14 protein-coding genes and 2 pseudogenes are annotated in these 20,099 nt (G+C 68.1%); 6 read left to right on the forward strand and 10 right to left on the reverse strand.

Going from position 1 to position 20,099, the window contains the following annotated elements; all coding sequences use genetic code 11:
• Positions 1-557: 557 nt before the first annotated feature.
• On the forward strand, positions 558-2,960 hold the full coding sequence (locus tag JIX55_RS00005) for a DEAD/DEAH box helicase (RefSeq protein ID WP_257561139.1): 2,403 nt from the start codon (positions 558-560) through the stop codon (positions 2,958-2,960).
• Positions 2,961-3,152: 192 nt separating this feature from the next.
• On the opposite strand, the gene JIX55_RS00010 is transcribed toward JIX55_RS00005, so the two are convergent.
• On the reverse strand, positions 3,153-3,926 hold the full coding sequence (locus JIX55_RS00010) for a glycine-rich domain-containing protein (protein WP_257561140.1): 774 nt from the start codon (positions 3,924-3,926) through the stop codon (positions 3,153-3,155).
• Between the two features lie 391 nt (positions 3,927-4,317).
• On the opposite strand from JIX55_RS00010, the gene cqsA reads away from it, so the two are divergent.
• Complete coding sequence (gene cqsA, locus JIX55_RS00015; RefSeq protein WP_257561142.1) at positions 4,318-5,520, forward strand: alpha-hydroxyketone-type quorum-sensing autoinducer synthase; 1,203 nt, start codon at positions 4,318-4,320, stop codon at positions 5,518-5,520.
• Between the two features lie 139 nt (positions 5,521-5,659).
• Here cqsA and JIX55_RS00020 read toward each other — a convergent pair whose 3' ends face one another.
• The 3 genes from JIX55_RS00020 to JIX55_RS00030 form a co-directional block, all read right to left on the reverse strand.
• Positions 5,660-6,223 carry a hypothetical protein gene (locus JIX55_RS00020; RefSeq protein WP_257561143.1) on the reverse strand — a complete coding sequence of 188 codons (564 nt, stop codon included), beginning with the start codon at positions 6,221-6,223 and terminating at the stop codon, positions 5,660-5,662.
• 358 nt (positions 6,224-6,581) lie between these two features.
• Positions 6,582-7,766, reverse strand: a complete 1,185-nt coding sequence (locus JIX55_RS00025; RefSeq protein ID WP_257561144.1) for a polyprenyl synthetase family protein — start codon at positions 7,764-7,766, stop codon at positions 6,582-6,584.
• 184 nt (positions 7,767-7,950) lie between these two features.
• On the reverse strand, positions 7,951-9,030 hold the full coding sequence (locus tag JIX55_RS00030; protein ID WP_257561146.1) for a terpene synthase family protein: 1,080 nt from the start codon (positions 9,028-9,030) through the stop codon (positions 7,951-7,953).
• Between the two features lie 824 nt (positions 9,031-9,854).
• On the opposite strand from JIX55_RS00030, the pseudogene JIX55_RS00035 reads away from it, so the two are divergent.
• Positions 9,855-9,980 (forward strand): annotated as a pseudogene (locus JIX55_RS00035) (IS21-like element helper ATPase IstB); the annotation flags it as partial.
• A 63-nt stretch (positions 9,981-10,043) separates the two neighbouring features.
• On the opposite strand, the gene JIX55_RS00040 reads toward JIX55_RS00035, so the two are convergent.
• The 6 genes and pseudogenes from JIX55_RS00040 to JIX55_RS00065 all read right to left on the reverse strand — a co-directional run bounded on the left by JIX55_RS00040 (position 10,044) and on the right by JIX55_RS00065 (position 13,494).
• Positions 10,044-10,475, reverse strand: coding sequence for a DUF5958 family protein (locus JIX55_RS00040; RefSeq protein ID WP_257561147.1), 432 nt, complete (start codon positions 10,473-10,475; stop codon positions 10,044-10,046).
• Between the two features lie 235 nt (positions 10,476-10,710).
• On the reverse strand, positions 10,711-11,178 hold the full coding sequence (locus JIX55_RS00045; protein ID WP_257561148.1) for a hypothetical protein: 468 nt from the start codon (positions 11,176-11,178) through the stop codon (positions 10,711-10,713).
• A 104-nt stretch (positions 11,179-11,282) separates the two neighbouring features.
• Positions 11,283-11,492: a transposase gene (locus tag JIX55_RS00050; RefSeq protein WP_257569165.1), complete on the reverse strand. Its 210-nt coding sequence runs from the start codon at positions 11,490-11,492 to the stop codon at positions 11,283-11,285.
• Positions 11,414-12,652 carry an ISL3 family transposase gene (locus JIX55_RS00055; RefSeq protein ID WP_306820102.1) on the reverse strand — a complete coding sequence of 413 codons (1,239 nt, stop codon included), beginning with the start codon at positions 12,650-12,652 and terminating at the stop codon, positions 11,414-11,416. Before JIX55_RS00055 ends, JIX55_RS00050 begins: the two co-directional genes overlap by 79 nt.
• Before the next feature lie 10 nt (positions 12,653-12,662).
• Positions 12,663-12,875 (reverse strand): annotated as a pseudogene (locus JIX55_RS00060) (transposase family protein); the annotation flags it as partial.
• Between the two features lie 271 nt (positions 12,876-13,146).
• Positions 13,147-13,494 (reverse strand): hypothetical protein, encoded by a 348-nt coding sequence (locus JIX55_RS00065; RefSeq protein WP_257561149.1) that lies wholly within the window; start codon positions 13,492-13,494, stop codon positions 13,147-13,149.
• 412 nt (positions 13,495-13,906) lie between these two features.
• On the opposite strand from JIX55_RS00065, the gene JIX55_RS00070 reads away from it, so the two are divergent.
• From JIX55_RS00070 to tap, 3 genes are all read left to right on the forward strand, one after another.
• The gene (locus JIX55_RS00070; RefSeq protein ID WP_257561150.1) at positions 13,907-16,027 is read left to right on the forward strand and encodes an AIPR family protein; all 2,121 of its coding nucleotides are present in this window, start codon (positions 13,907-13,909) and stop codon (positions 16,025-16,027) included.
• 11 nt (positions 16,028-16,038) lie between these two features.
• Positions 16,039-17,433, forward strand: coding sequence for a serine/threonine-protein kinase (locus JIX55_RS00075; RefSeq protein ID WP_257561151.1), 1,395 nt, complete (start codon positions 16,039-16,041; stop codon positions 17,431-17,433).
• A gap of 521 nt (positions 17,434-17,954) precedes the next feature.
• The gene (tap, locus tag JIX55_RS00080; protein ID WP_257561152.1) at positions 17,955-20,066 is read left to right on the forward strand and encodes a telomere-associated protein Tap; all 2,112 of its coding nucleotides are present in this window, start codon (positions 17,955-17,957) and stop codon (positions 20,064-20,066) included.
• Positions 20,067-20,099: the final 33 nt, after the last annotated feature.

Genomic DNA, 20,099 nt, shown 5'->3' on the forward strand with positions numbered 1-20,099 from the left:
GCAGCGCTGGCGCGCTGCATAAGGAGCGGCTCCGCTGACGCTCCGCCAGATTCCCCCGCAAGCGGGGGAATCGAATTCCGCAAGCGGAATTCTGAGTGCGTGCCAATTCGCGCAAGCGCGAATTGGGGGAATCCCGCAAGCGGGATTCTTGGGGCTGGCAGTAAGGGGTGGGTGCATCACGCGCGGGTCTGTGTAGGGCTTGGGATTCCCAGCTACTACCCCTGAACGGATGTGACGGGCCGTCGGCCTGACGGGGGTGCCGGCCTCGTTGTAGTGACGGGTTCCGCTGCGCTCCACCCTGAACCCCTCCCCCACCGTCTACCTGTCCCGACATGTTCACCAATGGCCTGTCAGCATACAGGACAACCGATCGTTCGTGGGTGGGATTGAGTCATGCACCACTCTCGGGCCACGAAAGTTGGTGTGTGGGTGATGCATCACGAGTCGTGGCTGTGTAGAGTCTGGGATCAGATACTACACCCCTACCGCCGCGCACCTTGTGCCTGGATTCCATTTGTTATTACGCGCTGCATTCCGCGAAAAGGAGAACACGGGGCATGGCCGTGAAGCTGCGTGATCACCAGATCGAGGCCGTTGCCGCCATTGTGCGCGGTTTCGATGTTCCGCCGGGTGGTATTCCCTGGAATGGTCTTCGTGGGCAGGTGCACGCGGCGTGTGGGACGGGGAAGACCATCATGGCTGCCGCGTCGGCGAGGCGGCTTGTGCCCAGGGGGCGTGTGCTCGTGCTGGTGCCGACGCTGGATCTGCTGGCGCAGACGGTGCGGGCGTGGCACGAGGCCGGGCACAAGGGGCCGGCGGTGGCGGTGTGTTCGCTCCAGGATGACCCGGAGCTGTGGTCGTTGAAGGTGCGCTCCACGACGAACCCGATCCAGTTGGCGCTGTGGCACGGCTCCGGGCCCGTGACCATCTACGCCACCTACGCGTCTCTGGGTGTCCTGGCGGAGGCATTCGAGGGCGTCTACGGCCAGAAGTTGGACCCGGTAGACCTCGCGGTAGTTGATGAGGCCCACAGGACAAGTGGGTCGATGGGTAAGGCGTGGGCGGACATCCATGACCAGACCGTCATCCCGGCGTACCGGCGGCTGTACCTGACGGCGACGCCGCGGATCTGGGAGGAGCGGCTGAACCGGGAGGTTGCCGAGGGGGTGCGGGATCCGCTGCCGCGGGAGATGGCAGCGTCCATGGACGACGAGAAGGTCTTCGGGCCCGTCCTGTACAAGCTCTCGCTCGCATCTGCCGTCTCCCGGGGGTTGTTGGCGCGGTATCAGATCATCGTGCTGGAGCTGAAGGACCCGGTCGTCACCCCGGAGAAGTTGATGGGCGAGGAGCGGCACACGGAAGAGGTGCGGGGGCAGCGTCTCGGGGCGCTCCAGGCCGCGCTCCTGCACACCATGAGTCAGCACAACCTGCAGACGTGCATCACGTTTCACCATCGGACGATCGAGGCGCAGGCGTACGCGGAGGGCTTGGAGCGGGTTGCGGCGAAGCTGCACGCCGATCAGCCCGAGACGTACCCCGCTCGGATCTGGGCGGACTGGCTGTGCGGCGAGCACGTCCCCGAGCGCCGACGGGAGGTTCTGGGTTCGTTCGGGTCGACGGCGCAGCGAGCTGTGCTTTCGAACTGTCGTGTTTTGGGCGAGGGTGTCGATATTCGAAGCGTGGATTCAGTTGCCCTACTGGACCCGAAGGGCGCGCCGCACGACATCGTCCAGGCCATCGGCCGGGCACTCCGGCAGAAGCCGGGACAGGGCAAGCTCGCCTCCCTGATCGTGCCGGTATTTCTCCAGCCCGGAGAGCAGCCCGAGGACATGTTCACCTCCGGGTCCTACCGGCCCCTGGTGAAAGTCCTGGAAGGGCTGCGGGCCCACGATGAAGAGGTCGTGGAACTGCTCGCCATCCCCCAGGAGCCGCAGAAGGACGTTGCGCAGCCGTCCGTGAACATCGGTGTCGCACCAGAAGACGGCGAAGAAGAATCACGGCTGCTGCTCCGTTTCGCGGCCCCCAGGGATCCGGTGATGGTCGCGGACTGGGTCTCCTTCAACGTGATCGACACCGAACGCCAGGACTGGGCCCGCGGCTGGGCGAAGCTGAAGACGTACGTCGAGCGGGTCGGGAACGCCAGGGTGCCCTACGGACACCGCGAGGGCGCGACACCACTTGGGCAATGGGTCGCAGAACAACGACGCGCCTACGCAGCCGGGCAGATGACCGGCCAGCGCGCCCAGCGCCTGGAGAAGCTCGGCATGGTCTGGAGCCTCGCGGACGAACGCTTCCAGGAAAACCTGGAGGCCGCGAAGGCGTACTACGCGGACCACTGGACCCTCTGCGCTCCGAGGTCCGCGACCATGCTGGACAGGCCGTTGGGGATGTGGCTCGCGAATTTGCGGCGGCCCGGTGCGCTGGATGACCACCCCGACTGGAAAACGGCACTGGAAGCCGTCGACGAGGACTGGAACCCATCGTGGCCGCCGGAGTGGCAACGCCACTACGCCGCACTACGCGAGCTCGTACGCGACGAACAGGGCCGGGCCGACGTCCTGCCCGGCCTCACGGTCCACGGCATGGACATCGGGAAATGGCTGGCCCGGCAGCGCAAGCCCGAGGTCTGGCAAGCCCTTCACGACGGGCAGCGCGAACGCCTCGAGCAGCTCGGCATCACACCGCTCGCCCCGGCCCCGGAGCTGGAGGCGTCCGCGAAGCCGTCCACGACGCCGCTGAGCGCCTTCGAGCGGGGCGTTGCGGCCCTGGCGCAGTACAAGGCCCGGGAGGGCTCTGTGAAGGTACCCAGGGCCCACGTAGAGACGGTCGAGGTCGACGGCCAAGAGCACCCCGTCAAGCTCGGAGTCTGGATCATGAACCAGAAGGGACGCCGCGCGAAGCTCACCGCCGACAAACTCGCCGCATTCGCCGAACTCGGGCTCAACTGGGCGGCATCCTGACGCTGTTGGGCGGACCCCGGGCGCTGTGTGCGCCCGGGGTCCTTCGCTCTCCCGGGCCTGCGGCATCGCACTGGAGTGCGTGTAGGCACTGGGATCCCGGGCCGCTCCCCCTCCGGCTATACGGCGCCGCGAAGCCGTCCAAGGCCCCGAGAGAGCCAGGTCAGCGGTGATTTGAGGATTGCACGGGTGCAGCTAATGGAAGCGGACGACGACGCACCCCTCGTTTCCGGCTCGGCCGTCGTTGCCTTCGCGGCCAGCGGCGCCGCCGCCAGCGGAGCCACCGGCGCCGGCGCGGCCAGCGGCGCCGCAAGAGGCGGGAACCGGACCGGCTGCTTCGCCGCCGGCACCACCCGAGCCGCCCCTGCTGCCAGCGCCCTTGGTGCCATTGGCACCCGTGGCGCCTCGCTGGTAGCCACAGGGGCCCTCGCTGGGGCTTGGGCCGCCGGCGCCTGCGGTGTTGCCTCCGAAATTGGCGTAGCCGAGCCCGCCGCCGCCGCCGATGCCGCCGGGCATGGTGTCTGTACGGCCGCCGAGGATGACCGAGGTGGCGCTGCCGTCGCCGCCCTTGCCGCCGTCATCCGAGCCGCCTACGGAGGATGCGATGCCGCCGGCGCCGCCGTATCCGCCACGGCCCACGGTGATGCGCACGTCCTCGCCGTACTTGACGAAGTAGTGGCACTCCATGCGCCCGCCGCCACCGCCACCCCCGCCGCCACCCCCATTGCCGATGCCGCCACCACCGCCGCCGGCGCCGGCGCCGATGAGGGTCACGGTGACCGTGAGGGCACGGCTGGGCAGCTCGCAGGACGCGGCACCCGCGGTTTTGAACGTGACGCCACTCACGCAGGTGTCCGCAGCTTCTGCCGGAGAGACCAGTGTCACGGGCGCCATGACGCCTCCGACGGTCAGTGCAACTGCCGCGGCCCACAGCTTGCTTGCTCGGTGCCGAGGATTGTTGATTGTCATGTCCGAGGACGCTACGGAGGCACGTGGGCCGTCGCCCCACAACTGGCGGCCCACCACTCAATCGGGGGACTCGCCAGTTCGGCTGACCAGCGCACATGGTGGGCTAGAACCCGGGGCTCACCCAGTGCGCCATGGCTTCCGTACGTCCGTCGCCGTTGCTGATGACGGAGGCGGGGTTCGTCCCGATGCGGAAGGCATGGAGCGTGATGACGTCATTGACGCCGAACTTCTCCAGGATCGTCTGCCCGGCGGTGGTCTGGATGACTGCGTTCCTGCTTCGGTGCCGGGGATGAGCCTGCTGTTCCGCAGCCGAACACAGCCGCCGTGAATCACCCGAACGTGCCTGTGGGGCAACGCGTTTGAGCCGGTCTGCGAGCCTAGATTGCCGAGCATGATCGAACCTTGTGCCGTTGGCTCGCTGCTGCCGGCGTTCGTCCAGGAGCGGGTGGAGGCTTTCCACGCGAGCGGGATTCGGGGGCGGTGGGCGGGTCGGCACATCCTGCGCGGCCGACGCCTGCCGGGGCCGGGCTCCACGGTGGTCGACAGCAACGACTACCTGCGCCTGGCCGGCGACAAGCGCATCGTGGACGCCGTGACCGAGTCCCTCGACGCGATGCGGGGGGCGCGGCTGGCTTCAGCGGCGCTGCTGTATGAGGAGCACCCGCAGACCGTGCTGGAGCGGGAGCTGGCCGGCTACCTCGGTTCGCAGGCGGGCGTGTTCTGCCAGTCGGGATACGACGCCAACGTGGGGCTGCTGCAAACCCTGGCAGGGCCCGAAGTGCCGGTGTACGTGGACATGCTGGCTCACATGTCGCTGTGGGCGGGCGCGAAGGCGGCCGGTGCCCCGGTGCGGCCCTTCCGCCACAACGACACCGCCCACCTGCTGCGCCGTATCGAGGAGCACGGCCCCGGGGTGATCGCGGTCGACTCGATGTACAGCGTGTGCGGCAGCCTCGCGCCGCTGGCCGCGCTGTGCGCCGTCGCCGAGCAGACCGGCTGTGTCCTGGTCGTCGACGAGGCCCACTCGCTGGGCACCCACGGCCCCGCCGGAGCGGGCATGGTCGCGGCGGCCGGACTGACGAAGCGGGTGCATTTCCGCACGATGAGCCTGTCGAAGGCGTTCGCGAAACGGGCCGGCTACATCACCTGTCCGGACGAGGAATTCGTCGAGTACTTCAAGATGACCTCCTACCCGGCCGTCTTCGCCTCCACCCTGGTGCCGTCCGACCTGGTACAGATCTCCGCCACCCTGGACGTCGTCCGCCACGACGAATGGCGCCGCACCCGCCTGCAGGAAGTCGCCGCGACCCTGCGGCAAGGCCTCACCAGCCTCGGGTACGACCTGCGGGGTTCGGGCGCCCACATCATGTCGCTGCCCACCGGCCCGGACGAAACCATCATTCAGGTACGCGACATCATGGAAGACCACGACGTGTTCGGATCCGTCTTCTGTCCCCCCGCCACCCCCCACAACCGCACCGCACTGCGGCTCTCCCTGCACTGCGACCTCACCGACCAGGACGTGGACCGCATCATCCAGGCCAGCGGGATCGTCCGGCCCCTGATCACCTCGCCCCGCTCACTCACCCCCTGAGTGGGCATCCATGCCCACTCACCACGCGGGGCACTTCGTTGGTCCCACCGCAAGCACCAGGGTGGTGTCAGAACTCAGAGATACCGCTCTCCGATGAGGCGGGGTGGTGTCGTTGCTGACCGACAGGCGGTGTCATTACTCACGCACCCAGCCAGTCATCCGCAGCTCTTCCTGGAAAACGGCCGGACGCTCGCAGCGTACTGAGGCTCGGCACGTTGTCACGGGGTCCGACCCAGGCTTGATGGTTGCGGGCGACGTGCAGTTGCTCGCGTCGGCGGCCGCGCAGAACACCGCCGCGCGTTCGGCCCTCCAGGACCTGGAGCCCGCTGTCCGACGGGTCCAGGAAACGCCGGTCGATGAGGATCGGCGGGCGCAGCCACGTCCCGTGCACTTCCCAGTGCAGGCCGACCTCTGGGGGCCGGACCGTTACCCAGTGCAGTGGCCGGACGACGTCGTGTCGGCCAGAGCGGAGAGGGCCGCTTCGGGGCGGCGGCCGTGGGGTGGTCAGTCGAGGTCGGTGGTGCCGGGTGGCGGCGCGGGGCCGGTTGCGTGCCCAGCGCTTGAGGTCGCCGATGCGGTAGAGGAGTTCGGCGCCGCGCTTGTCGACCGACTTGGGGAAGGTGCGGTCGTTGGCGCGGGCGTAGGGCAGCGCAGCGATGGTGATGTCCGGCAGGTGGTGCTGGTGGGCCTCGCGCAGTCCCACCGCCTGGTCGTCGTCGACCGGGGCGGGTTCGCCGGCGACGTCGCCGGGGTGGTCGCGGCCGCAGTGGTGTCGGGCTCGGCTGCGGGGGTCGGCGGGGTGTTGCTCCAGGCGTCGGCGAGGAAATCGGTGGGTGGGGTGGCGGGCTTCTGCAGCTCCGCCGGGGCCCGGCTGTGCGGGGAGGTCCGTGCGCTTTTGACCGGTGACACGGCCGTGGACCGGTCTGCGAAGGCGGGAAGTGCCAGCGGTGCATGGGTCGCGTCGACTCGGCATCCACATGCGTGTACTGCCTGCACGAGGTAGAGCCCTTTGTGCCCGAGCGGGGCTGAGCGTGCCGTGCAGGCAGGTTGAACAGTGCGACTCATACGCCGGGCCCCGGGGATGTCTTCTCCGTCGGGGCCCTTGGCGTGTCTGGCCGGGAGGGGAGCTCCCCCGTCCCGACAGTGCCCTCGTTCGTGTCCGTCAGACTCAAGCCGCTGCGGGTGGTGAGGGTATGGGCTAAGTGGCGCAGCCAGATCGGGCCGGTGGGGCGGAAGTCGGCCGTGTGTAGGGCAGCGAGAGCCTGCTCACGTCGGTCGGTGATCATCTGTTCGGTGGTGGTGCGTGCGCCGGAGGCGGTGAGTACGGAGCGGATGTCCTCGGCGTCGGTTTCGGTCAGGTGAGGTTGACCGAAAGCCCTGTGCAGGCTGCGCTGTTGGGGGATGGTGGCGCGCTGGAGTGCTAGGGCGTACAGGACGGTGTGTTTGCCCTCGCGGAGGTCGTCCAGGGTGGATTTGCCGGTCTCGGCTGGGTTTCCCCATATGCCGAGCAGGTCGTCGCGCAGCTGGAAGGCTTCTCCGAGGGGGAGGGCGTACGCGGAGAGGGCGTTGAGCTGCTGGTCGGTGGCGCTGGCCAGGGTGGCGCCAAGGGTAAGAGGGCGCTCGACGGTGTACTTGGCGGTCTTGTAGCGGATGATCCGCCAGGCGATGTGCGGGTCGGCATCCGGTTTTCCGGCCGCAGCCAAGTCCAGGTACTGGCCGACCAGGGCTTCGGTGCGCAGGGCGTTGAGCAGTGGCCGGGTGCGGCGGTTTTGCGCGGGTGTCACGTCGTCGGCGTGGAGGAGTTCGTAGGACCAGCCGAAGGCCAGGTTGCCGAGCAGAATCGCCGTGTTGACGCCGAGCGAGTCGGCATCGCGGCGCCCGGCGTGCTGAGTGGCGAGGGCCCGGTGGGCGGTGGTCTGCCCGCGGCGGGTGTCTGAGTTGTCCATGATGTCGTCGTGGATCAGGGCGAAGGTGTGGAACAGCTCCAGCGAGGCAGCGACCCGCCACACTGCTGGGGGCGGGGTGCGGTCGGTGATGGAGTGCCAGCCCACCAGGCACAGGACGGGACGAACGCGTTTGCCGCCGGCCGCCAGCATGGCTCGCAGCTTCCCGGTGAACAGGGCGAGTTCCGGCAGATCGGGGGCACCCTGCTCTTGGTCGTCGAGGAAGTCGTAAAGGAGCCGTTCGACACGTGCCCGGATGGTTGCGGGGTCCAGCAGAATGGGGGGCACCGCGGCGGTACTCATCGTGGTCAGTCCCTTGGTGTCGGTTCCTTCGGTGAGGTGAGTCAGCCGCGAAATAGACCTCAGCGACGTCGTGGGGCGTGCGGGAGAACATGCCGGTGTCGAGCTTCCTTCGGAATTGACGGGGGCCGTTGATGACGCAGCCGTCACCGCGACGCGCAGGAGTGAGAAAGCCGCAGGGGTGGGGTCAGTGAACGGGGTGCAGCGGGCGGGAGGGCCGCAGGGTGCTGTCGTTGAAGTCGGGGTGCAGTTCGGAGCGGGGCGGGATGAGGCTCTGGACATCCATGTAGCCCCGGGCGCCGACGATGAAGTGGGCGTGGACCATGCCGTGAACCATGTCGTGGACGATGTTCGCGTAGATCTCGGCGTTCTGGACGGTCTGGTCGTCCAGTCCCAGGGCGCGGCACTGGCCGGGGAACTGATCGCGGGCCGAGGCCAGGGCGGTGAGCCGGTCCCGGTACATGGCGCGGGTCTGGAGGAGGGCGTGTTCGGTGCCCTTGGCGTGGCGGCGTTCCAGGGCGGAGACGATGTTCATGACACCGTCGGCGTCGGGGTTTTTCAGGTCGCGGTAGAAGGAGAAGACGTCGTTCTGGATGGCGACGGCCTCGTCGAGGGTGCGGCGAAGTTGCACGTAGCTGCCGGTGGCCGTAGCCAGCATCGGAAGCTCGAAGCCCTCGAAGTGCTCGATGAGGTTGGTGAACATCGAGATGGCGATGTCGTCGGCGCGCACGGCGAGGGCCGTCTCGACGTCCGGTAGTTCCGGGCTGGCGCTGAGCAGGAACTTGTTCACGATCCCTCGCATGAACAGGCCCACGTCCGCGCGGCAGCGGCCCAGCCATTCGTCGGACATCTGGGCGGCCACGCGGGTCAGCAGGCTCCACAGGCCCTGGCCGGCTCCGCGCAGTGGTTCGGGTGCCGGTCCCCGGGGATCGGCATGCAGCACCCGGAAGGTGTCATCGACCACGCAGGCGACGAACGGCAGCGGGGTGTCGGCGCGGTTGAGGAGGTCGTCGGTGAACAGCGCCCACGCGATCCAGTCGGCCACCAGGTCCAGCCCGAGACCACGGGCATGAGGGAAGACTGCTGCAGCTGCGGCCCCCAGGTTCCAGGAAGCGACGACGGTGGACGTTGTCTGGCTGCGCACCAATTGCATGTCCTTGGCCCATGCGAGGACATGGGCGTCGGCGGCATCCGCGGCCGCCGAATCGAATTCGCACTCGGCGGGCGTGTAAAAGAATTCCAGGGCCTGTCCTGCTGATGTGATCATTCAGGTTCCCCCCTCAAAACCGCCCGGCGCTACCGCCCGGCTGCCATGACAGATGGTTGCCGCACGACCCCTCGTCCGAGTAGGCGCACTCAACAGCGCTCGGCGCGAGCACACGACTCAGAAGTGCGCTCCGGCGCACATCCGTCCACACTCATCCATGGCCCAAAGAACACCCCGCCCACAGTTCATCAACCGGCGATCTCCGCAGCTCGCCATCAGCAGCCGGAGCATCCCGCCGGGAAGCGGGATCGCTGCCTGTCACCACAGCTTGCCGACTAAGCTGCGTTGCTCTTGCCAACTACGGAGTGTAATAGCTCCCTGACCGGCGGCATTCTGGCCGACTATTGCCGACAAGCCTGCGTCGTCACACCGGCGCTGAGGAGGGACAGCCCGTTGGCGCCCGGGCCCGTGAGACGAGAGCTGCCCGTGTGGACACGCGGGCGGCACCGGCTCACTGCCTACGGTGGTGCGGTGACATCGCCTTCCGACGCCGATCCCGAACTCGTGCCCGTGCCGGTCCGGGTCGTGCTGCCCGCCGATCTCCTGCTCGGCACCGAGGCGCAGGAGATCGTGGCGCGGCTGTGGAAGCGGCGGAGTACCCGAGGACCCGGCTGTGCACGCTGTGCGGAGCCGCGCAGGAGCTGACGCCTCTACTGCGCGGCTTCGACCACATCACCGACTCGCCCACGACGACTCCTGACCCCGGCCGCCGCACCGTCGGCGGCCCGGCCGGCGCGCAACACCGGCGAGCGCGCCCCCGATCGGCAGCGTCCGCGCCGCCCAAACGAAGCGCTTCAGGGCGCACGCTGAACGAAGACGTCCCCGACCCCCGGCTCTGCGCGGCCATCGTCGACCGACTGATCTTCAACGGCGCCATCATCCAGACCGGCACCGAGTCCTACCGCCTCGCTCACACCAAGGCCCAGACCGAACGAGCCCAGGCCAACTGACCGGGCGCCACACGGGAGGGGCCACCCGAATAACCAGCCCAGCCAGAGCCGGAATGGCCGATTCTACGGCTGCTCGGTTGCCGCAGGCAGGTTGTGCCATGCATGTCCGCAGGCGCCTTTGCAGAACGTCTCGCGGCGACGAGTGTCGGCAATGGCGAACACGGAAACGAGGACACGGAATGCCTTGACGTGTTCGGCGGCGGGGAGACCCGCGAACCCGTAGCGGGGCGGGTCCATGCAGATCATTACCGAGGGGTTGGCCGTGGGCTTCACACCGGACCGCGCCACCCCCACACGGCCATCCGCAACTGTAATGTGCGCCTGCATCGCATAGCCGGCGACTTCCTGCAGTACCTCCTGCCGGCGTGTCCGGGCGAGGCGGGAGAACCAGCCCACACCAGCGTCCAACGTGCGGAGCCCTTGGGCGATCTCGTTGACAACCCGCTCGGTCTCGCGCCGGAAGCTGCGGCCGTCGTCGCTGCTCGTTTCGGTCACCGCTTGATGGTTTCACGATGCCGGTTCCGGGCGAAGGCCGGTATCCGCACCCGAGAGCCGCGCGGGCGGGAACCGGGAACAGTCCGCCCCCGCGATCTGGCAGTGCCGCAGGGCTCCCACTCCGCGGCCCGCCAGGCGTCCCCGCAGCACTTGAGTGACATCAAAAGTCGGCTCTGGCACAGATCTTGGGGAGCGGTCGCGGAGCGTCACTGGACAGGCCGCTTCGCGGCTTTGATCACACCTGTTCTTGGTAGACCCTGATTTCAGTGGGATGGAAGTTGCGGAGGATCTCCCAGAATTGGTGGAGGCCCAGGCCGTCGGCCCAGCGGTCGAGTTCGTCGTCCGTGTCGTGGAAGAACCAGGACTCGAAGTGCCCCAGTGCGCGGAGTTGGAAGACGGGTTCGTACCGAAGTTCGCAGTGGAGCTGGATGTAATGATCATGTTCACCGGTGGCGTCGTTGACCTCGAACTGCCGGGCAAGGTCCAGCGTGAAGACGCGCGGGCCCTCGAAGGAGTGGGTCCCGTACTGGAAGAGAAGACCATCAGCGTCGGGTGTGCCCGCGGTGTCGAAGCGTTGCGAGCCGAAGCGAACGAACCTAAGCCACATCTCGTCCAAGTCCAGTTCGGAGAGGGGCTGTTGCCCAGCGCTCAGCTCATGTCGAAGCCGCTCCTGGGCCTGGTCTATGGGCAGTCTCCTCGACATCCCTGTCCTTCGCGGTCTCGATGGAATCTGATCTCGCGGCGATCTTCTCAGCTCACCACAGTCGCTGGAGTGACCGGGGATGGCTTCAGAGCTGGGGCGAGACGCTATTGGAGCAGGATCATCTTGCGGAGCAGTTCGAATCCGGCACGGCCGTAGAGCTGTCTCTTGATCTTCTTGATGCGGTTCACGGCACCTTCTGTGCCGCCGGAGCTCCGGTGCAGGGTGAGGCCGGCGGTCACCGCGTCGCGGTCTCGGAGCAGGTGGAGGGCGAAGTTGGTGAGGCCGGGCAGTTGGCTGGCGTCGACGGCGTCGATCCAGGCGGGGAGCGTGGAGCCGAGCCGAGCCGATGGGTGAGGATCTCGCCGAAGCCCCGGACGTGTTCGGCGGCGGAATCCAGTTCGGGGCAGCGTGCCAGGACATCCTTCAGTGCGGCGCGCTCGTCCTCGCTCAGGGTTGCGGGGTGCCGGGTGAGCCAGCCGGTGACCCGCCGCACCGTCGGCGGAGGAGGCGGCGCCTGTGGCGGCACGGCGCGCAGGTCGGCGATGTAGGCGCGGACCATCTGGTAAGTGACGGGGGCGTTCTCGATGACCAGTTCGCGATGCAGGCGAGTGACGTTCGTGCATCCCGCGGCGTACCGCCGCTCCAGATAGGGCTTGTAGGGGTCCAGGCGACTGGGCCGGGGACGGTTCTCCCGGAGGGTGTCCTGCCAGGTGGCCGCACGTGCGTATCGCAGCACGGTGTTGAGTCCCCAGCCCAGATGCCGGGCGATCGCCCGGCGCGGGTGCCCCTGAGCGAGCAGTTTGTGGACCAGGGCGTGCGCGGCCTTCTTGCGCTGGGCCCGCCGGCCATCAAGGTCCGGTCCGCCGCGCACCGGGTCGTTGGTCGACGCCCCGACGTCCGCTCGTGTTGGTGGGGTTGGCCCATTCAGGCATTCGCGATGGGCGGCGACGCAGGTCTCCACTGCTCTGCCGATGCCCTGCCACAGGTGGAACCGGTCGGCGACCTGGATTGCGGTGGGAGCGCCGAGTCGTGCGCCCTCCGCGTAGGCGCCCGCCCGGTCCCGGCAGATGATTTCCACGCCCGGGTGGGTGGCCAGCCACGCGGCCAGCGGTCCGGAGTCGCGCGTCGGGAGCACGTCTACCAAGCGATGGGTCTCTCCGCAGGTCAAGACGGTGGAGTAGGTCTGCCCGCGGCGGGTTGCGAAGTCGTCCACGCCCAGCACGCGTGGCGTGCTGGGCTGCGGGTCGGGTAGAGCCATGACCCTGCGCAGCAGGGTCATCCGTCCCACTTGAAAGCCCAGTTGGGCGGTCAGCCGAGCACCAGCTCGTCCGGCGAGTGCGAGCCCGACGCGCTCCAGGACGTGGCCCAGCCGCGTGGTGAAGCGTGCGTACGGGGCGGTCAACTGAGCGAACGGCTCGGCGAACGTGCGACGCGGGCAGTTGTCCGTGCTGCAGATGAAACGCCGGACCGTGATGTATCACGACGCTCTGTTCAGCGAGCGGTAGATCCTTCAATCTGCGCTGGTAGGAGTCATGCACTCGATTTGAGGAGCGGCCGCAGTCCGGACACGCGACCCCGGCTGCACGGCCTCTGGCCGTGACATCGACCGTGCCGAAGGCGGCGGTTGCCGCTTCGACGGCCACGTCGTCGATTCCGTCGAACACGAGCGAGTCCCAGAACGTTGCGTCGGCCTGCATGACCAGTGCCGTCACCGCTCGCCGCGGTCACCGGAGAGGCCGAGCGCAGAGCTGATGGAGCGTCACTCCCTGCTGCAAGGCGGGAAGGCGTACGCGGTCTCACACGAATCTGAGCCCTTGCAATCGAGCGCCGTGGTGACGCTCCGCGACCGCTCCCCAAGGTCTGTGCCAGAGCCCAAAAGTCGCTGACATCGATCATGAGGATCGCCGCCAAACGACTCCCGGAGAAGCCGACATAGCCACCCGTCAGCGGATGCCGCGCTGATGAGTTTCAGGAGAGCCGGTCGTCGTCACCAGCTCGATCGCGGATCGCGCGTCTGGCTCGATGCCAGGCTTCGAAGACTTCGGGAAGCTGGTCCAAAAGGCCGCGCACTGTAAACAGGAAGACGCTCACAGCGCCCGCCGTACCCAAGATCCACATCGTCAGGGCATCCACCGATTCGACACTCTCGTGACAGAGGTCGAACCGGCGACGGATGCTGCTCAGTTCGACCACAGAATGGTCAGAACCGAGTTCCGCGCCGACAGCAAAGCTCAGGTACAGCTGATGAGGAGGGTCAGGCGGAAAAGGGCATCCGCTGGCGGCCGGTTTGGCGTAGGAGTCCGGGTCGTGGTTCACGGATCACAACAGGATCGACGACCTGCCGGCTCGTCGGCACCTGCGCCTACTGACCCAACAGCCAACCACGCCGCACGGCTCCCAGGCCCGGAATGCCTCAACACCACCGCTCAACCAGGCAGTCCGTGATAAGTGACGATCCGTCGTTGAAAGGCACCGGCGCCGGCCGCCCCGACCAACCCCCTCGCCTGGTGAGTCCTACGGGCTGCTGGCGCTGCGGAATTCCCCCACGGTACGCCGTAGCTCCTGTGCGACCTCGAAACGGTTCAGGTCCTCCGCCCGGACCGGCGACCCCTGAGCGCGCCCCAGCTGGCTTTGCCACTACACGCGCTATCCGTCGCTATCGCTCGCCGGCCCGGAGGCCGGTTCCCGCGCACGTAGGATGGGACGACCAAACAATGCGGGGGCATTCATGGGTGACGGCGAGGACACGGAATCGACGCGCGCCCAGACGGTCGGGGTCATCCGAGAGGCCCTGAAGCGCGAGTATGACGGTCTCATCGACCTCGGAGACCTAGAGGGCCGGAATGCCAGCGAGACTGAACTGGTCTTCACTACCCGCGCGTTAGCCGCCATGTCGCTCCAACTGCTCACCGGCTGCCCACCGACCGAGGCCGCGGCATCGGTCACCGACGGCCGGGACGACCAAGGGATCGACGCCATCGGTTGCTCCCCCTCGGCGCCGGAACTGTGGCTCATCCAGGCTAAGTGGAGCGAGCAGGGCAAGGCGCGCTTCGGAGTGGAAGGCGCGCTGAAACTGCTTCACGGTCTGAGGCAGTTGGATAACCGCGACTTCGACCGTTTCAACGACCGGGTGCGGCAGCACGCCGATCGGGTGCGCGACATCCTTGAATCACCGGAGTGCCGGGTTCACCTCGTCGTGGCGGTCATGGGCGAACAGGCGTCGAAGGACCAGGCACGCCTGGTGATCGAGCAGGCCGCCGCGGACTTCGGCGCCGCAGTCGAGTGCCACGTTCTGGCACTCCCCGACTTCCACGCCGCCGCCCACCGTGATGCCCTCCCCCGGAACGTCGAACTCGTCGCCACGCTGCCCAGCAGCTGGTACACGAAGGACATCCCACATCGGATGTTCAGCGGGCTGGTCGGGGCAGACGAGGTCGCGCTCTGGTACCAGGAGCACGGGGCCCGTCTGTTCGACCGGAACCTCCGGGGTCACCTCGGCGTGACAGCGCTCAACCTCGGTCTCGTGGAGACGTTGCGGACCACCCCCGAGGCCTTTCCGTACCTACACAACGGCATCACAGTGCTGTGCGACTCCCTCGAGACCGAGTTCTTCTCCCGCCCCGTCCAAGGCGCCCCGGTACGACTGCGGCTCAAGGGGGCCGCAGTCGTGAACGGCGCCCAGACCGTCGCCTCCGTCTACTACGCGTACGAGAAGCATCCCGAAAACGTCTCGCTGGCCGCTGTCCCAGTTCGGATCATCTGCGTGGCGAATGCACCCGAGGACTTCGCCCGGTCCGTCGTCGCCGCTACCCATACTCAACACCGCACGGAGTCTCGCGACTTCGTCGCCCTCGACGAGGTGCAGAGCCGCATCAGGGACGACTTCCGGGCAGCCCTCGGTAAGGAGTACGTCTTCAGACGGGGCGAGCTGGTACCCACGCCCACGGCGGGCTGCTCACTTGAGGAGGCGGCCGTGGCGCTCGCCTGCGGCCACCCGGACGCGTCCCTCAGCGCCGTGGCCAACGCCTCAACCGAGCACCTGTGGGAAGCGACGCCGGAGGGGACGTACACCCGCCTGTTCGGCCGCCGGCCGAGCGCCCTGCAGATCTGGCGCTCCGTCCTCCTGCTTCGTGCCGTCCGGGAGGCCCTACACGAGCTGAAGCCCGGCCTGACTGGGCGGACAGCTGCCATCGCGGAGCGCGGCAGCCTGCTCGTTGCGCACCTGGTGTTCCGGCTCCACGGAGCCGAGGGGATCGACGAGCCCGACGCCAATTGGGAGCACACGCTAATCGACGTGCCCGGCCGCGTACGTCAGGTGCTGGCAGTACTGATCCCGCTGGTGGACGACATCTTCGGCAGCAACTCCTTCATCGCGACGATCTTCCGAGAGGCTGAGCGGTGTCGCCTGCTCGCGGAGAGGACCGTGCAAACCCTCACGGACGTAGAGCGGACTCCGCAGCTCGTCGTCGCGCCCCCGCCCCAACAGCCGCGGAGGCCCAGTTCGGCCCGGCTCCTCGTCGAACACCGGCGGATCCCGGACGGGACAGAGGTGCTGTACAAGCCAGGGCACGTTGAAGAACGGGCCATCGGCCGCTGGCTCGACGAGGACCCCCGTCGTTACCTCGCGACTTGGAGCAACGACGCCAGGCATCCGCTGCGCTGGGCCGCCGACGGACACCCGTACTCGATCAACGGACTGATCCGGCACATCTGGCAGAGCGCCGACTGGCGTGAGGCATGGAGCGCCGTCCAGGGTGCTCGGTACTGGATCGTTCCGGGCGAAGGCAGCCTCGCGGACCTCGCCGAAGCGCTGTGGGACGTCGAAGCGTTCCGGGACACGGGCGAGTGAGCGCACCGGGCGTGCTCCGTCACGTGGGGCGCTACGAACTCGGAGAGCTCATCGGCACGGGCGGGATGGGGCAAGTCTGGGCGGGACGCGACCCCGAACTGGGCCGACACGTCGCCATCAAGCTCATCCAGCCCCGCGAGGGCTCCACCAGCTCAGAGGCTGGAGTCAGGATCGCCCGTTTCCGCCGCGAGGCCCAAATCATGGCGCAGCTGGCCCACCCGGGCGTCCCACAGATCTACGACATCGTCCCTGACCCCGCAGGCGGTGAGCGCCTCTACATCGTCATGCAGCGGCTGTACGGCTCCTCGCTCAAGGACATCTGCGGCGCCTTCGGCCGCCTGCCCCTCTCGTGGACGGCCTGCCTAGGGGTCCACCTGTGCTCGGTGCTGACCCACACCGGGAGCGTGCCACTCGTCCACCGCGATCTGAAGCCTGCCAACATCATGGTCACAGACGGTGGTCTCGCGATGGTGCTGGATTTTGGCATCGCCGCGCTACTCGACGGCGACAACACCACTCTGACCCCGACGGGCCGGCCCGTCGGCACGCCCCGGTACATGTCCCCCGAACAGGCCCTGGCGGGCGAGGTCACACCACGCAGTGACCTCTACGCGCTGGGCTGTGTCCTGTACGAACTCATCACCGGGCAGCCGCCATTCACGCAAGACAACGTGCCCAGCCTCCTCTACCACCATGTGCACGAACCTGCGGTTCCGGTGCGGGAGCGGCGTCCGGAGGCCGGGCGCGAGCTGGACCGCCTGGTACGGGACCTGCTCGCCAAGCGCCCGGAGGACCGGCCCGCGTCCGCTCAGGAGGTCATCGGACGACTCGTCCCGTTCCTTCCGAGACAGGGGAACCCGTCGGTGGACGCAAAGGCGGCGGAAGGGTGGCCACAGGGGCTCAGCCCCCTCGTACATCCGGGTCCCGCGTGGTTCACTGCGCCCTCTGCGGGCGGCGTGATCCCTGCCCTGGACGCGGACCGTCTTCGGGAGGCGGACGCGCTGTTCGAGCAGAAGGAGTACGCGCGGGCACTAGCGCTATACCAGAAGCGCGTGTCCGAGCTCGCTGCCCAGGGGGCAGAAGGTGGCCCGGAGGGACTGAAGCTCCGTGGGCAGATCGCCTACTGCCTGATGAAGTTGGGCGAGGTAGTGGAGGCACTAGAAGCGTTCGAAACCCTTCTGAAGGCGGCGGGAGAGACCTTCTCGCCGACCGACCCATTCCTCCTCACCACCCGTCGCCGCCATGGAATGCTGCTGCACTCGGCAGGCCGACTGTCGGAAGCCTTCCACGTGCTGGTCGCCCTCTACCCCGACCTGCTCCGCACCGTAGGGGCGGAGTCACCGGAGACCAATCGCGTACGCGCAGCGTTGAACCGGCTGCGGCGACAACTGCGGCCAGGCAAATGACGGCGCGGGCGCCGCTCCCTGAGATGCACGGCGCCCGGCAGGCCCGTTGCGCGGTGACGGTAAGGACCGGTTGCGAGCAACCCGCGACGGAGCCCGGTAACGAGCCGTTACAGAGCCAGCACATACGAACCATCGATGAACTTGGCAAGCAGCCACCACACATGACAACGGCTGATCAATCACATCCACAACCTGATAAATGCACAGGCAAAGCAGGAACCGACGAGCTCCATGCCATCCCTCCACCTCTGAGGCACTGAGGTCTTTCAGCGCGGCCACTGATCGGGGGACTGCGTAGGCGTCCGCAACGGACAAGGCTCCCGTGCCGTTGCTCGACGCTCATCGTCACCCGCGAGGGTGACCGCCGCTGCAAGCTCACGCCGTACCAACGTGCTCTGGTCGGTCTGATGTACCTGCGCCAGCACATCACGCTCGCCACGTCAGGGGGCCCTTGAAGGCTAAGGAACAGGATAAGTTTGTGGTTAAGCAAGTGAGGTTTGCCGGGAGCAGGGTGCAAGGTCATGGCATCTGAGGAAGAGCTGTTCGCGTCCGTAGACGCTCTGTTGAACGAGGACCCGCATCTGCCGCCTCCGGCGGAACGTGCCCGGCTGCGTGAGGCTGCCGGCATCACGCAGGCCCGCCTGGCGGCCGCGTTGAAGACCACGACCCAGTCGGTGAAGAACTGGGAGAACGGCCGCAGCGAGCCGAAGTCGCCGCGCCTGGACGCCTACCAGCGGCTGCTGAACGGATGGGCGGCGAAGCACCCCGCCCCCGGCGCAGCTCCGACAGCCTCGGTTGCCGCAGCGACGCCCGCGGCGACTACCGAACCGGCCTCGTCCAAGGTGGTGGAGACGGCAGATGCTCCTCAGGCTTCCGCCGTTCCGGCTGCGGCGCCGACGCGCCCCGCCCTCCGACCCGCTGCGCCGTCGCGGCGTCCGGCCACGAAGAAGACGGCGCAGCCCGCAGCCGACCCGCGCTTCCCGCACGGGCCCCTCGCGGTCCTGGACGGTGACGGCTGCACGTACGGCACGGGCGGCATCGTGCTCGACTGCCCCGCGACCACCGTGCCGGAGCTGGTGGAGTGGACGCTGCACGAGTCCGGCCTCGGCGCGCCACGCCTGCACCGCAACGGCAAAGACAGCGACCCGCTGATCGTCCTCACCGCCGCGGCCGCCGTGAAGCTCGGCCTCCCCGAGCGCCTGGAAGGCCATGAGCAGCGCCGCTCCCTGCGCCTGCCGGAAGACCACCCCGTGGTCAAACAGGTGGTGAAAGCGAAATGGCGGCTCACGCAGCGCGGGTTCGGCCCCTGGGCAAGGATCTACCGCAAGGCCCAGGGGCGCGAGCGGCAGTGCGTGCAGCTGGCGATCCTGTCCTGGGACGCCCTCGACGAGCGGGCGTGGCCCGGGGTGGCGGAGATGGAGCCGGCCGACATCGCGCGCGTCCTCGGCATCTACGCCACCCGCGTCATCACCCCGCGCGGCTCCACAGCCGTATCGGGCCTTGAGCTGATGACGGCGCTGCGGCCCCCCACACGCGCCACGCAGGACCCCGCCACCGGTAACTGGGTGCCCGGCCACAACCCCGGCTCACTCGGCACGGAGCCGACGGACCCTGCGCCACCGGAGGCCACCCCTGAGCACCCCGTCGTCGTGAACAGCGGCTGGAGCGGCGGGTTCCTCAATGAGGAGGCGTACCAGTGGGTGCGGCCGGTGGACCTGCTGACCGATGAAGAGTGCACGCTGCCCTTCGCGGTCGGCCTGGACCTCAACACCGCCTTCCTCGCCGCCGCGGCCCGCCTGGTCGTCGGCCTCTCCGCCCCGGACCACTTCCACAACCCGGCCTTCAACCCGAAGATCCCCGGCTCCTGGCTGGTCGACCTCTCCCACATCGAGGTGGACCCGCGCCTGCCCTCGCCGTTCACCCCGGACGGCACCCGCCCGACGGGACCTGCCTGGTACCAGACGCACACCGTCGCCTACGCCCAGGAACTCGGCCACAACGTCCAGCCCCTGGAGGCGTACCTGCGGCGCGAGACCGGCGCCTACCTCGACCCGTGGCACGACCGGTTGAAGACCGCCTACGTCGACACCCTCGCCGACCTCGGCGTCACCAAGGACCTGGACGACCACGCCTTCCTGGCCGCGATGGAGCGGCACAGGGACGCCGACCCGGCGATGGCGGCCGTCCTCGCCGCCATCAAGGCCACCGTCAAAGGAGGCATCGGCAAACTGCGCGAGCGCCCCCAGAGCAAGAAATACAAGGAGGGCGAACGGTGGCCCGCCCTCCAGCGCCCGACCTGGCGCCCCGACATCCGCGCCGCCGTCATCTCCAAAGCGCGGGTCAACATGCACCGCAAACTCACCAACATGGCGAAGATGACGGGCCTGTACCCGCTCGCCGTACTCTCCGACTGCGTCGTCTACCCCTCGCCCGGAAAGAGCCCGCTGGACTTCCTCCCCTACGCGGCCTCCGGCAAGCCGCAGCCCGGCGCCTTCCGCCTCGGGCCCACCCCGGGCCTGGCGAAGCTGGAGGGCGTCCAGTCGATGCTCTGGGCGGTCGACCTCATGGAACAGGGCTACAACCCCGCCCGCCACATCAAGGGCGGCGACGCCGTCCTCGACGAAGGAGAGTAGGCCAGTGCCCGACACCGGCCCGACGCACAAGAC

It is taken from the genome of Streptomyces sp. DSM 40750 (genome assembly GCF_024612035.1).
Taxonomy (GTDB): domain Bacteria; phylum Actinomycetota; class Actinomycetes; order Streptomycetales; family Streptomycetaceae; genus Streptomyces.